This is a genomic window from Achromobacter sp. RTa, from assembly GCF_000757485.1.
In the GTDB taxonomy this organism is placed as follows: domain Bacteria; phylum Pseudomonadota; class Gammaproteobacteria; order Burkholderiales; family Burkholderiaceae_B; genus Achromobacter.
In genome coordinates, this window is record NZ_JPYO01000029.1 from 81,729 (window position 1) to 95,197 (window position 13,469).

Genomic DNA, 13,469 nt, shown 5'->3' on the forward strand with positions numbered 1-13,469 from the left:
CCTATACCTTGTCCTCTGCCATGATGGCTTGCGATGCCACGGTGCTCCCACACCAGGCATATCCGTCCGGATCGCTGTAAACAATCGGAATTGGGTTCCCCTGAGCCTGTGTATTGACGGGGCCATTGAAGTTGTAAGACGCGCCGTTCTCGGGGCTATCCTTTGCGGAGAGGCCTCTGGCTTGCGGAGACAACATCTGAATCGCTCCGCCAGCAACCGAGACAAATCCGGCTTGCATCATCGGTGTGCCGAGCCATGACAGCGAACCCATCGAAAAATAGTTGATGGCTGCACCGGCGACGATGAGCACAGCGCCCAAAATCACCTGAAACAGACCGCCCCGCTTGTGCCCTTTGATTACTGGGGCGATGCGAATGTCCGCATCGGCGGGAAGATCATCTTTCAGCTCAGCTTCACCGATGCGCCGCGTCCCGTGCAGACAAGCGAATTCCTGTCGCAGTGCCGCAGCCCTTGCCATGTATTGCTCAAATCCCGGCACCATCGCCGACAACGCCCTTACGGCCTCCCCTACACTCGATACAGCTAGGCGATGCAACCGACCAAAGCGCGCGCCTAATGGGCCGTACAGGCGAACGTTGACCACCGGGCGATCAAAACTGAAGCCCGTTTTATGAATCTGCATCGCATTTACTCCTGGCTGCTGTGGCGCGCGGCGAACAGCGTGCACTGCTCCCACATTCCGCCGTAAACAGTGACCTCCGAATGGTGGCCGTAGAAGTGATGAAGTACGCCCGGCTTGGGAATGAACGCGCCGCCCGCATGCGGCTCGCTCAACCCTTCGTCGCCGAGGTAGATGCCGCCGTGGTTCCCGACTGGGCTGCGCACCTGCATGACGATCATGTCGCCGGCCTTCAGTGGCTCCCCTTTGGCGACTTTCCGAAAGCCCGCTCGGGCCAGATTCTGCTCGTAGAGATCACCGCCGTGATGCCACCAATCGTCCGCGCGGTCGAAGTCCATCAACGTGACACCGCGAACACGTTGAAACCAGTCACGGATCAGGGTGTAGCAATCGAGAACGCCGTGGGCGAATGGGCGACCAATGAGCGGCGCCTCGTAGCCATCCGGCACAAACCCCACCGGAGCAAGGGCACGGGGCCCGATTCCTGGGGCGTCGCAGTGCACGGGGACGACATACCAAGGAAGCTCTGACCAGTTGCAAGCGACACGATCAGCGATTGTTGGCCCGTTAGGGCCGTTCGGGTGAGAATGCACGACGGCAAGAATCTCTCCCTCTTCTTCCGCTGCGATGTATGCTTCGCCGCTGATCCGACAAGACTTCTCGGGCGTGGCCGACTCATTAACGACAGGACGGTACACCTCGCCGGCCATCGTCCGCATAACGAAGCCACAGCTCTCGCGCGGAAACTCGGCCACGGCATGCGCCTGCATGGCCTGAATAGTTGATTTCAACATTGTCTAGCTCCGCACTCGATCAGCGGCGGGAAATGCGAGGAAGTTCATCACCGCATCAGGGAACCCCTGACGGCGCGCCTTGCAAGATGAAAAAAGGCCAGGGCATTTATCCCTGGCCGGGTCCGTAGTTGGGTTGTCGTCCTCGTCGAACATAGCCGCACCCGCGTAAGCGCAGTACGGCCCGCGATAGCCGCCCTTCCGGGTCCAGGCGCAGACACTCGTCTGGACTACCAGGTCCGGCACCTGAATGTCCTCGGCGTCCATCACACTGGAGAGCTCGAATACGACCATCTGGGGAGTCTCGGATTGCTTCCATTCGATCTCCCACACCTCAGGCGGCAAATATTCCGTAGGATCCGCGGACGGGTTCCCTTCAGGGAAGTTCTCCGCATCCAAAAACTGAGCCAGGGTGCGGATCATCGCCACCTTGGCGCCGACCAAGTCCTGATATTGAATGCACAGGCCTGATATGAGACCGGGCAATGGATTGCCTTCGTGATCCTCACCAATGTTGCCGACCGAAAGCGTCGGACTGGGCGGCGGCCCCTCACCAACTGTTTCAAGCCCATCCAGGACAATCGGCCATGGGTTGTATTCCTCACCCTGCCAGTAAATCGGCCCGATCTTCAAATACCCATGAAACCGCAAGAACTCCCCACCGAATTGGGTCAGGTCCAGCGTGTATAAATCCACCGGGCCATCCATATCCAGCTTCTGGATCTCGGCATATATGCGCTTTGCCACCCCAGTACTCCTCAGTTTGCCGTCATTGCCGGCTCAGGCTGCTGGCCCGTGCCTAATGGGCGGCAGTTCCTACCATCGCCCCTCGACGAAGGCTTATTGCCCCCAGAAGTGATCGACTTCCCACTCCGGCTGTTCGCGGACGATGCGGAAGTCCTGCCAGCGTGGATCCGACATATCAGCGTCAAGGATCACCACGTACAGGTGCGGCGAGAATTGCAGCTCGTCCTGATAGCCCTCGCCTTCTACGAACAGCTGTCGGCCCGTCTTGCGGAATCCGCGCTGCTCAGGCAGCACCATGATTTCGGGCGGCCACTCCATCCCGAAGCCGGGATTGATTTCGCGCAGCAGGCCGTTGGCCTGGCCGATGCGGACGACCTCGGTCATGTCTTCGCACTGGATGAGGAGGAATCGGCCTTTCGGGTTTTGAAATTCGCTCATATTCCAACAAGCTCCTTCAGTTGATCGTCCGTCATGAAACGGCGATAGGCGCGGGCCTCGTAAATCCACCCGGTCAGAATGTAGGTGGTTGGGTTCATCATGGAGCCCAGCAGCACGCGAGGGGTAGTCATGCCTGCGGCCATCCCTGGGAAACTGCCCCAGGTGGCAATCGGATTCGGATTGGCCGAGGCCCCCAGGTGGGATTGCTTCAGAATGGGCGGGTCGTTCTGCCATGTGGAGGCATGAACGCTGCGCTGGTTCGTCGGGATATACCCGTTAACCGCGGGACTACCGGTGGACGTGGAGCTGGCCGTGTAGTAGGTCCGGCAGGCCTGCTGAGCCGCTTGACTGTTGACGGTCACGGCCAGCGAGGCGTAAGGGTCGCCAGTAGAGCTGAAGCGATCCAGGCCGAAGATTCCGGTTGCGCTGCCATGGAAAAGAGTCTGAATTTGGTAGTCGGCCCACAATGTGACCGGCTGGCCAGCGGTGCCGCCAAGGAAGAAATCCTTCGGCATGCTGGCCATGACACCGCGCTCGTTGCCGCGCGTAACTGCCGCGCCTTTGGTGGGGATGTAGGAAGTGGGAAAGCCCAGGGCCTCCAGTTGCGGGCCGCCAAACAGGAAGCGCCCCGTCCGCGAGCCGCCCGGCCACAACATCGGCGGGGAGGTGCTCGTGGAAGTGGCGCACAACGCCGTCACATACAGGCGCATCCAGCCATCGGGATATTTCTCCACGCCGATGACCGTATCCGATTTGTTCGTGGACTCGCCTACCACCGCGCCAGTGGCCGCGACGAAAACCGCGCCCTGGTATCCGTCGAATGCGTTCTGATGCAAGCGCAGACGGACATCCACGCCGATGGGATCCAGGTTCTTGAAAAACATGGACGCCGTGTAGCGCTTCCCCGCCTCGTACGCCTGCGCGTTCGCGCTGGAGCCGAACAGGATGTAGCAGGAAGGCTGGGCCTGGTAATCCATCATGCAGGCCATTTCACCCGCTAGGATGAATGGCGCGGCCTCCCAGGTGGTAGCGGTCAGGCCGTTGGAGTGCCCCGTCCAAAAACCCTGCGCATACTGCGAGCGCGGCAGCAAGTTGACCGACCCCACGTCGCGGCGAAGACCCCATCTCATGCGGTCGTGGTCGTAACCGATCCGGGGCTGACCAGGATGAGCGATGTACATGCGCTCCTGATCGCAGTACGTACGCGGGCCCACGCTGTCGGCGTCGGGGCCGATCAGTTCAGCCGGCTGGTTGCCATTGGAGAAGTCCAGCACGTAGTCCGCGCGAATGGCCGGAGCCAGGTTGCTCACCGCCCCGAAAGCTGAGGCAATCATGGCTTTTGCACCCCATAGGAAAAGAACGTGCCCACGGTTTCGGACTGCCCATACAGCGCGCTGCTGAGGTCGAAGTCCACATCGGGGAACGGAGAGATTCGGACGCTGCCGTATGGCGGCACCAGCACGGGGCCGGCGAAATCCTTGTAGACCAGGGAGCTGTCCGCAAGCTGGTAGCGAACGGCCAGTTTCACTAGGCTGGACGCGGCGCTGGCGTTGCTGAACATGCACGACACGCCGCGCCACCGCGGGCTCCCGGTAGACGGCCCGAATATGGCCGTCCGAATTCCGGGGCGCACGGTCGCAACACGCAGTGTTGTTGTTGCAGTGTTCGGCGTGGAGAACTCCACCCCGGTCGCCACCCAGTCCACCGGCTGACTGGAGCGAACCGCGAAGCGAAATGACGAACCCTGGGGTGGCCGCATCGCCGGGATGCGTATGCGCGTGCTAAGGCCGCCGGGCAGGATACTGGGAGCCAGAATGGGGATCCACAAGGCTGCGTCGGCCGTATTGATCCAGCCCACTTCAATAACCGCATCCGATCCCGCGTTTGCCGTGGCAAGGATGCTGGTCGGCATCTGACCGGCGCTGGCAATGACCAGCGCGACAGATCCGCCGGTGGTGGCACCCATGATGCTGTAGTCCGTGATCACGGCGTTACCTCCTTGGGCGCGGGCCACGAGCAAATGCAAATACTGGCCATATTTCCCTCAAAATCGCTTTTGTATTTCAGTTGACTGGGCGCCGCTGGTGCCCTCTGCTCGCTCACGCCGGATGCATCACGAAGACCACCGAAAGCGTGTACCAGCCGCCTCCCAGCGGCACCGCTTCATACCCTCCGCGCACCCGGAACGGCCTCTGGCTTCCCAGAGGCGGCGACCACAGAAACCGTTTCCAATCTCCATGGCGGTCCAAGAAGTCCTTTATCGGTTTGATTTCCGATTCCTTTCCGAAGAACTCCAGCGGCCAGGTCTCTCTCCTAGGATTAAGTCCATCCGGCGCGAATTGCCCGTATCCATCGCCAAACTGGGCACTCAGCGTGTTGAATTCGACTTTTCCTCTAGCCTTGGTCCTCGGGAGCCACGTAAACACTTCCATCGCTAGCCCCCTTTTGTCGCGTGGTAAAGCAGACCGCCATATCGCATTTCGTTGGAGATGGTGGCCTTCACCTGCGCCGCCACTAGATCACCCAGCTGCCTGGCGGATTCCTGGGAACCGAGCCCATCACTTGTCTGCTGTGTAGTTGCGCCGTCGGCAATCGTGATCGTGGTGATGATGTTGATCTCGGCTGCCCCCAATCCACCTTGCGACTGGCCTTGCCAGTTCGGAATCTGCGCACGGACGCCTAGGCTCCCGTCCGGCGCGCGCTGGAGCGGCATGATTGCTTCGGGGCCTGCCTCCGCGAACACACCGGCGCCCTTCGCGAAAGCGAAAACCTGCGGCGTGTCATAGACCCCGTTCGAATAGGCGGACAAGCTGGGCGACGAGTAGACATTTCCTTTTGCGTTCGCCACCCAACCGTTTGAGGCGATCAGGGATCCAATCCCATCCCCTCCAGCAGCCTGAACACTGCTGGCCATTGCCTCAGTTCCAGCGGCAGCTCCTGACCCAAGGCCGAAGAGGCTTCCGGCAACGCTGGTGACAAGCCCCATCATGGCTTGGCGCGCGGCAATCTTTGCCAAATCGGCCAGGACGCTCCGGGTAAATTCGGCAAAATTGGCCTTGCCCGAGATTGCGAAGTTGGCGACCAGGTTCTCCATCCCTGAAAAGAGGGATGAAAAAACCTGTTGGGACTGGCCCATCAGATTGGCGGCGCCATCGACCCATTCATTGACGGCCAGCAGCGCGCCGTTCTTCCAATCGGCCTGCAGAGCAACGCGCTGCTGCATATAGCCGCGCTCTCGCTCGACCTGCTCCAGCATCGCCGCATCGATCTGAGCAATCCCTTGCAGGTATTGCTCGGAGTCCAGCGCGCCCGCCCCACCCTCGCGCAGCATCTTGTCCGTGAAACCATCACGGATACGCCGAAAGCGGTCTTGCGCCTGATTGATCGAATCGACCAACGCACGGTCGTTCGCGCCCAGCGTCATCGCGTTGATCTGCCGGCCGGCCTGCAGATCGCGCGTCTCACGGTAGTTCTGGATATCGAGCTGCGTGGCGCGCAGCGCCCCTCGGATCTTCTCCTGGTACTTCTCGATCTCCGTCGCCTCTTGCGCGTGCGAACGCACAATCTGGGCCTCGAGCTCCTTCACCCTACCGAGGTAACGCTCCCGCTCCGCCAGCTGCTTCTTCCCGCCGGCGAGCTCGGCCTGCTTGCGTACGACCTCGAGTTCGTCCTGCAAGGCGGCGCGCTGGGCCTCGGCCCGCTGGTGAATAAACTGCTCTTCCGACAACAGGCCGCGGGCACGCTCACCTTCCAGGCGAGTGTTTTCCTGCCGCAGCGCCTCTTCCCGAAGGCGCGCCTGCGCCTGCATCGCAGCCAACTGGGCAGAAATGCCGTTCTGGCCGGCCGAGGTGGCGTCCTTGTCTTCGAACCGCTTTCGGGTCGCAGCCTCACGCGCCTTGATATTCTCGGCGGAAATCCGTTTGTCATTCGGATCCACAGACCGAATGTCTTTCTCGTACTTGGCGTTCTCCTCCAGCGCCTTGGCCAACTGTCGCTTCTTGTCGGCCGCGGCGTCCAGATCGTCAAGGGCCCTGCCAGCCGCTATGGCCGCGGCATTGGCCGCTGCGTTGAGACCCTTGACCTGTGCCGTGGCATCCTCTATGCCTTTCTTATCTTGGAGCGAGGCCAGCTCGGCGCGATCGGCTGCCAAGTTCATTTCGGTACGCCGCCGGTTCACGTCGGAGAGCGCCCCACGCTCCAACCGCTGTTCCCGCTGCCGAATACGCTCCTCGACCTCTCGGATGTCCTCGCCCAGCGTCGCATCGCGGCCAACAGACTTCAGCACCTCCCAATAGCCCTCGGCCTCCTTCTTAACGCCCCTCCATGCGCGCTCAAGGAAACCCAGCTTCTGGGGTGCCTCCGTACCCAGGTAGTCATGCAGGGCACGTGACGTTGCCTGCATCGCAGCTTCGCGGTTACCGGTCTCCTCCAGCGTGCGGATGTAGTCCCACTGGGCAAGCGTCATGAAATTCATGGAGCGGTTGTGCTCTTCCGCCCACTTCGTGACGCCCTCCGGCATCCGTGCAAAGTCCTTGGATATATCATCCATGGACTGGCCAGACGCGCGCTGCAGCTCCACCATCGTGGCGCTCAGACTGGTAATGGTGTCCTTCGAGATTTGGCCAGTAGCGACGAGCGACTCCACCGCCTGACGCGCCTTGCCCAGCCCTCCGCCGCCCAGCTCAGCGGCGGCCGCTGACATTTCCCGGATACCGCCCGCAGTGACTCCAGCGTAGTTGCCCGTGAGCCTGATCGTCCGATTAAACCGTTCAGTCTCTTCGTGGCCTTGATACGCCGCAAAGCCAAGTGCGACCGCAGCGGCCGCCGCGGCTGTGTACGGAGTTACCAACTTCAGCAGCGTAGAACCGAGGGCCTGGGCTGCGGGCACGACGCCATGGAACATGTCCTTCAGCTGACCGCCCTGCTGCAGCATGACGGTCATCGGCTGCTGCCCGCCTTGCAGCGATACGAAAATGTCGGTGAGCTGCGCCGGCACGCCACGCATGGCCGCGTCCATCTGCTTCGCCGACATCCCGTAGCGGTTCAAGCCTTCCGCGCCGCTGTTGAATGCAGCTTCCTGGGCCTTCAGCTGATTAATCAGCGGCGCAGCCCGGCCGGCCACACCCAGTTCCGCGGCGCGCAACTCCAGCAGTTCGGAGCGAGTCTTCCCAATCGCCTGTGCCTGCCGCTCGAGGCTCTGAAGAAAGCGCCCACCGGCGGTGGCGTATGCCTGCGCGCCGGCGGAGGCTGCGTTCACCGAGACTGACATCTGGGAGGAGGATGCTCCCATGCGCTCCGCGGCGGCGGCAGCCCGACCTAGCGAAGTCTCCGTCGCGGCGGCGAATTGCGCCGATGCGGCACTGCCCGCGCCGTACGCGCGCAACAGATCCGCCTCGTCGCCCGTCAACCGAACGCCAAGAGTCTTATCCGTCATTTTGATTTCCGGCGTTGCGCCTATCCCTTGTTCTCAAAGACCTCTATGGCGGCCTGTTCCATCGCCCTGAGCTCCATGAACATCTCGCGGCGCGCGCGCCGCTTCACCTGTAGCAAGCGCAGCGTGGCCTCGATTTCTGCCGATGCGATGCCAACCCGAACGGGATCGCCCATTGCGGGTGCGACCCAGGTCCAGCACCGCCCAAGCGCTAGAAACGCTTCGAACGTCGCCCAGTTCTCTGGCCAGATCTCGAAGGCCTGCGCCTGGGACTCGCCAGCCGGCCGGGCCGCTTCGATGACTTCCGGCGACGCTCCGGCCGCCCTCAGTGCCGCCAGCACCTGATCGTCGGTATCGAATTCATCGCCCGATGAGCGAGCCCCGCCGGCCCAGTACCTGGCGGCCTCGATTAGTTTTTTTTCTTTGCCCCTTCATGGGCGGCGAAGAATCCGTTGTGCAGGGGGATCACCAGTTCCGGCCAATCTTCCAGCACCTGGCCCAGCGATCCCGCGCTGAAGGGAACCGAATCGCCGGACGCGTCTTTGACGCCGAGCCAGCCGGCCATCTTTTCCTTGATGAAATCGATATCGCTGGCATAGGAGTAGGCCGGGACGCTGCCATCTTCGCGAACGATGGGGCCCAAGCCCTGGGCCGCACGGGCCTTGCTCACCATGCCGTCCCGCAAATCGGCCAACTGCTCCGGGGAATGGCGGTGATATTGCGCGACGAAATTGATTGCGACGGGCTTGCCATCCGCTCCGTGGACGCTAACGTCCACTTCGATGGCAGCAATGGGGCGACGCGTAACGACGAAAGACATGAATGCTCTCCAGAATGAGAAACGCCCGGCATAGGCCGGGCGCCATTGAATAAGTGAGGAATGGATGCCGATGCGGCGAGTTGCTACTTGACGACGATCTCCAGCTCGTCGTTGCCGACGGCGCCGGGGTTGATGTTCGTATCCAGGTTGAGCATCGCCACGCCGTCCTGGTCGGAGTACGTCGGGTTGGTCAGTTGGGCGGCACTCGCGTTGATCTGCACGATATGGCCTGCGGCCACCCCATGGGTAACCGAGAGCGGAGAACCCGCACCGGACAGCACCATGGTCGGCCAGTTCAAATCGGCGATGCGCGGAAGCTCCAGAACCAGCTTGCCGGTCGGTTTGCGGTCGGTGATCTCGGCGCCCTCGCACCCGATGAGCGTGCGCCATACCAGTTGGTTCGCGATATCGAACGACATGGACTGCAAGCAGCCCGTGTAAGCACCGAGGGACCAAACCGGGGTATTCGCTTTGTTGACCGCCTTCGGGATCTGGAAGGCGCTGAAATCCACGCCCGCCGGCATCGCCCCGTCGGTGATCGGCAGGTAGGCGCCCATGAAGCGATATCGCAAGACCGGGATGCTCTTGGCGGTCAGATCAAACGCCACTGTCCCACGGGCATCTACGATCTTGTGGAACAACCCGTCCAGGAAGTAGTGCAGCGTGATCAGCTCGAAATCGTCCGAGATGGGCAGATAGCGAACGTCGGTATCTTCAGTGACAGTTTCGGCGAAGCCGCAGGCACGCAAGAGTTGGCCCCACCCCGGCGGAGTACCGGGCGTGCCAGAACCTGCCAGTTCGACCTCGAATTCCAGTTGCGCGTACTGCGTGACGGCGACCTGACCGGAATTGCCCATGTAAGGCCGCAGCAGTTCACGCTCGACGAACTCGGCCGACAACGGCGTTGCAGTCAGGTTTCGTACCAACACGGCGTCGGTGGCGCCTGCCGGTTGGGCGTCGGTTCCGCCGGAGGCCTGCAGCTTCGCCAGCACGACGGACTTTCGGGTTTTCTTAGCCATCATGGGCTCCAAAGAATGACGGCCCCGGCGGGGCCTGATTGTGAAGCGCCAGCCCTACCGGGCCTGGCAATTAGCGCAGGGCGCAGTCCGCTGGACCAAGACACGTTCGCCGGTGACCGGATCGCGCAGATAGGTGCCGCCGCGGCCGTGGTGTTCGTCGGGGGTAGCGAACTCGGGCGCCGGCGCAGCCGATGTGCTCTCGACAGGCGCGCCCTTTCCACCGGTGGCCACCGTCTTGGTTTTGCTCATGTTTTCTCCAGGAAGTCACCGGTCCAGCGCGTGCTCGTCGGTCTGATAGGTGATCCGGTATCGCTTGTTCACAACCTGCCGCCGCAGGTCGCCGTTGACGTACTTGGGCTCATCGGTACCGAACTCGGCAACCTCGACCACATTAGGGCCGGCGTATGCCATGACGACCGGGTGGGCCTGCTCGAACACCATCTCGGCCAGGGCCTGATGGTCATCGCCTGCGGTGTGGACAAGGAGGTGGATCTCGCGTACGCGGGTGGCCCGCGGCGGGTGAACGCTCTCCACGGACTCCCCGCCCAACTGCACGGAGATCACCATCGAGGCCTCCCTGGCGACTGCACGTACAGGCGATGGCTCGACCTCCGCGAGGAATCCTGGCGCCTCCTCAAGGGAGGCACGCAGGTCCTCGACGTATTGCATTGCTAGGGTGGTCATGGCAGACGCTCCAGCATCGCGCGCGACCAGAAACCGTCGCCTATCGCGGTTGGCTCCTGGCGGACCCGGTAGCGGACGCCCCCGATTTCCACCTGGCTGTGGTACGTAATGTCGGGGACATCGGCAGTGGTGTACTCGATCTCGTAGTCGGTCGAGTGCACCAACTCCCCTTCATCGATGACCTGCGGGCGATCGAACCGAACCTTGAATGGAACGGGAGGCTCCGTATCCAGCAGCAACGCCGGCTCGCGCAGACCCACCGCATCGAAGGCTTCGTCGAACACGGAGTTATCCCACTCCATGGCTTTAGGCGCCCATCTTCAGCTTGATGATGGCCTTGGGCTGGGTCGGCAGGTGCAGCGGATTGGACTGGCTTTCGATCTCGAGCCCCTTCCCGAACGGCAGCGGCTCGACCCGCGTGTAGTACGGCAGGCCGTCAGTGTTGACGGTTTCCATATAGTCGGCCGGCGCGAAGCGCGTGATGAAAAACTCGGGCACGCCGTCGGGAAAGGCGTAGGCAACCTCGTCGCCGATGAAAGGGGTCCCCCCCAGCTTTCCGCGGTAGCGTTCGTAGGTAATGCCGCCGATCTCGAAGGAATCGGCCGGCTTGCCCCGCAGCTCGGCTGCTTGCGCGGTATTCAGGTACGTCTCGCGCACGCTCTTGTGGTTGATCAGCGTCTTCCAGAAGTCCTTGCCGCACAGCGCGCGAACGCCGCTGGCCGGGGTCGCGCCCAGGGCATCCTCGACCAGATCCACGACATCGTCCGATTTCTGACGAACGAGGGTGGTTGCGCTCGTGAGCTCCATCGGGAATTCCTGCTGGACGATGCCGAAGGAATGGTAAACGTCGAGCAACACCGACGTGCCATCGGCATCCAGGATCTGCCCCTTGATGCCGCCCACGCGCTGATATTCGTGCGTCAGGTCCAGTTGCTGGCGGTGCTTCTTCTGGTACTTGGCGACCCGCGCTTCGGCCGATTCCAGCTCCGATTGGCTCCCGAACGCGCGGATGCCCTGGATTTCGTCCGCCAGCATCGTGGAATGTGCCGGCAAGTGCACGGTGTTGAACGGAATCATCTTGCGGCCAGCCAGAATGACGGATTCGCCGACGCCGCCACGGGGCTTGGCCGAGACCAGACCCAGCTTCTGACCGTCGTATTCGATTTGCACGACGGTGGACGAAACGCCCTCTTCCGAGTAAAGGCCCAGCTTGCCGATGCGGCCCGGGATGCTCTCCTGCTCGTTGATGGCGGCGGTCAAGGCGGAAACCGTGAATTTCTCGTCTTGGAAGATATTGATATCGGCCATGTCAGGCTCCAGAAATAGAAACGGCCGCCCGGAGGCGGCCGCAGATGTTGGAAAGATGGATTTGTATAGGTGAGGATCAGCGAACGATGATGCCGGCCGCCCCCAGGGCTACGCGCGCGGGCGCGTCCACGCCGACGAGCAGCTCGCCGGCCAGCTCCGCGTCACGCGCGATGACGACAATTTGCTGATCCGCGTCGGACGCGGGGACATTGCTGTACAGCACGGCGTCGGCGGTGATCGGTGCATCGGGGTCCGCCCCCGGCCCGGAGTAAACGACATACTTGCCGTCGCCCCCCAGCGTGAGGAGTTGGCCCGCGGCCAGGGTGACGAGGGTGGCGGCGAGCAGCGCGTTTTCGCGCGAGCGTTGGCCGTTAGCTTCGGAGAGGATGAAATCAGCCGTTCGGGCCTGTTGATGGATGAAGGGCATGGTGCTAGCTCCTAGTTGGCAGAGAGGGCTTTTCGTTTGGCGTAGATCGCCTGAGGATTCGGCCCGCTCTGCTTCGGGGCCGATGAATTGGTGGGTTGACGGTTGTTGATTGGGGCAGCCTCACTGGCGAGAAGCTGATCGAACAAACGCGCGCGAACTTGCTCCACATTGAGACCTGCGGACACAAACCCAGCGGCCTTCTCCGGCAACTTGGCGGCCAGGCAGATGCCAGCGATATCTTTGGCTTGGGCTACGCGCTGATCCGCCAGTTCGCGACTTTCCAGCGCGCCGCTGAGCAGAACGCCTTCCGCGAGTTCGGCAATACCCTCTTGCCGGCAGGATGCGTAGACACGGGCGGCCAGCGCAGATGCCGTCGGCACATCCGCCGGAAGAGCCGGGACGGGCTCCGGCTCCGGCTCTGGCGCGGGTTCGGGTTCGGGTTCGGGTTCGGGTTCGGGCTCAGGCTTCGGCTCGGGCTTCGGCTCGGGCTTCGGATCCGGCGCGGGCTCGGGGTCGCCCTCTTCCAGGGACTTGAGCATGGCTTTCACGTCGTCGGGCAGATTCTTGTGCTTTTGCAGCACAGCCGCTGCACTATCCGACATCTGCAGTCGAACGGGCTCCTCGATCAGGTCGCAAAATCCCAACGCCTGCGCCTCGAGCGCGGACATCCACGTGGTCGCGTCCATCATTTCGATGATCTTGTCACTGTCCAACCCACTCTTACGGGAGTAGGCTGCGACCACACCATCTCGGATCCGGTCCATCATTTCTGCGGTAGTACGCAGATCCTCGGCCGTACCACCAGTGATGATCCAAGCGTTGTGGATCATCATCTGCGTATTCTCGGGCATGATCGTCGGCTTGCCGGCCATCGCGATCAATGAGGCAGCAGAGGCGGCGACGCCATCCACCCGCGTGGTTACCCGACCGGCGTACCGATGAAGCGCGTTGTAGATTGCAAAGGCGTCGAAAACGTCGCCCCCTGGGCTGTTCAGCGACACCAAGATGTCGGCACCACCTGCCGCTGCTGCGTCCAGTTCTGCGACGAACGCTTCGGCCGTAGTTCCCCAGAATCCAATTTCGCCATAAATGCGAATCTCGACCACGGGTTTATCCGCCTGCGCATTGACGGTGATCGAATACCAAGCCTTCTTTGCCATATTG

Annotated in this window: 17 protein-coding genes; all 17 read right to left on the reverse strand. The window is 62.0% G+C overall.

Features of this window, described 5'->3' with window-relative positions; all coding sequences use genetic code 11:
* Position 1: 1 nt before the first annotated feature.
* Positions 2–643, reverse strand: a complete 642-nt coding sequence (locus JL37_RS10970) for a tail assembly protein (RefSeq protein WP_043544016.1) — start codon at positions 641–643, stop codon at positions 2–4.
* Between the two features lie 5 nt (positions 644–648).
* Positions 649–1,434 carry a C40 family peptidase gene (locus JL37_RS10975; protein ID WP_043544018.1) on the reverse strand — a complete coding sequence of 262 codons (786 nt, stop codon included), beginning with the start codon at positions 1,432–1,434 and terminating at the stop codon, positions 649–651.
* 3 nt (positions 1,435–1,437) lie between these two features.
* Positions 1,438–2,178, reverse strand: coding sequence for a phage minor tail protein L (locus tag JL37_RS10980; protein WP_255352893.1), 741 nt, complete (start codon positions 2,176–2,178; stop codon positions 1,438–1,440).
* Positions 2,179–2,271: 93 nt separating this feature from the next.
* Positions 2,272–2,616, reverse strand: a complete 345-nt coding sequence (locus tag JL37_RS10985) for a hypothetical protein (RefSeq protein ID WP_043544019.1) — start codon at positions 2,614–2,616, stop codon at positions 2,272–2,274.
* Positions 2,613–3,950: a hypothetical protein gene (locus JL37_RS10990; protein WP_043544020.1), complete on the reverse strand. Its 1,338-nt coding sequence runs from the start codon at positions 3,948–3,950 to the stop codon at positions 2,613–2,615. Before JL37_RS10990 ends, JL37_RS10985 begins: the two co-directional genes overlap by 4 nt.
* On the reverse strand, positions 3,947–4,603 hold the full coding sequence (locus JL37_RS10995; RefSeq protein WP_043544022.1) for a hypothetical protein: 657 nt from the start codon (positions 4,601–4,603) through the stop codon (positions 3,947–3,949). Before JL37_RS10995 ends, JL37_RS10990 begins: the two co-directional genes overlap by 4 nt.
* Positions 4,604–4,715: 112 nt before the next feature.
* Entirely contained in the window at positions 4,716–5,048 is a 333-nt protein-coding gene (locus tag JL37_RS30035) for a phage tail protein (protein ID WP_081955032.1), read from the reverse strand.
* Positions 5,049–5,050: 2 nt separating this feature from the next.
* Positions 5,051–8,050 (reverse strand): phage tail tape measure protein, encoded by a 3,000-nt coding sequence (locus tag JL37_RS11000; protein ID WP_043544024.1) that lies wholly within the window; start codon positions 8,048–8,050, stop codon positions 5,051–5,053.
* A 20-nt stretch (positions 8,051–8,070) separates the two neighbouring features.
* Positions 8,071–8,388 (reverse strand): DUF1799 domain-containing protein, encoded by a 318-nt coding sequence (locus JL37_RS11005; RefSeq protein ID WP_043544025.1) that lies wholly within the window; start codon positions 8,386–8,388, stop codon positions 8,071–8,073.
* A 68-nt stretch (positions 8,389–8,456) separates the two neighbouring features.
* Positions 8,457–8,867 carry a hypothetical protein gene (locus tag JL37_RS11010; protein ID WP_043544026.1) on the reverse strand — a complete coding sequence of 137 codons (411 nt, stop codon included), beginning with the start codon at positions 8,865–8,867 and terminating at the stop codon, positions 8,457–8,459.
* Between the two features lie 83 nt (positions 8,868–8,950).
* Positions 8,951–9,886 carry a phage tail tube protein gene (locus JL37_RS11015; protein ID WP_043544028.1) on the reverse strand — a complete coding sequence of 312 codons (936 nt, stop codon included), beginning with the start codon at positions 9,884–9,886 and terminating at the stop codon, positions 8,951–8,953.
* 54 nt (positions 9,887–9,940) lie between these two features.
* A complete protein-coding gene (locus tag JL37_RS11020; RefSeq protein WP_043544030.1) occupies positions 9,941–10,135 on the reverse strand; it encodes a hypothetical protein in 195 nt (64 codons plus the stop codon).
* 15 nt (positions 10,136–10,150) lie between these two features.
* Positions 10,151–10,570, reverse strand: a complete 420-nt coding sequence (locus tag JL37_RS11025) for a hypothetical protein (RefSeq protein ID WP_043544031.1) — start codon at positions 10,568–10,570, stop codon at positions 10,151–10,153.
* Positions 10,567–10,854: a hypothetical protein gene (locus JL37_RS11030; protein WP_156124278.1), complete on the reverse strand. Its 288-nt coding sequence runs from the start codon at positions 10,852–10,854 to the stop codon at positions 10,567–10,569. Before JL37_RS11030 ends, JL37_RS11025 begins: the two co-directional genes overlap by 4 nt.
* Positions 10,855–10,876: 22 nt before the next feature.
* The gene (locus tag JL37_RS11035; protein WP_043544034.1) at positions 10,877–11,878 is read right to left on the reverse strand and encodes a major capsid protein; all 1,002 of its coding nucleotides are present in this window, start codon (positions 11,876–11,878) and stop codon (positions 10,877–10,879) included.
* Between the two features lie 76 nt (positions 11,879–11,954).
* Positions 11,955–12,305, reverse strand: coding sequence for a head decoration protein (locus JL37_RS11040; RefSeq protein WP_043544036.1), 351 nt, complete (start codon positions 12,303–12,305; stop codon positions 11,955–11,957).
* Between the two features lie 11 nt (positions 12,306–12,316).
* Positions 12,317–13,465 (reverse strand): head maturation protease, ClpP-related, encoded by a 1,149-nt coding sequence (locus JL37_RS11045; protein ID WP_043544037.1) that lies wholly within the window; start codon positions 13,463–13,465, stop codon positions 12,317–12,319.
* Positions 13,466–13,469 lie beyond the last annotated feature (4 nt).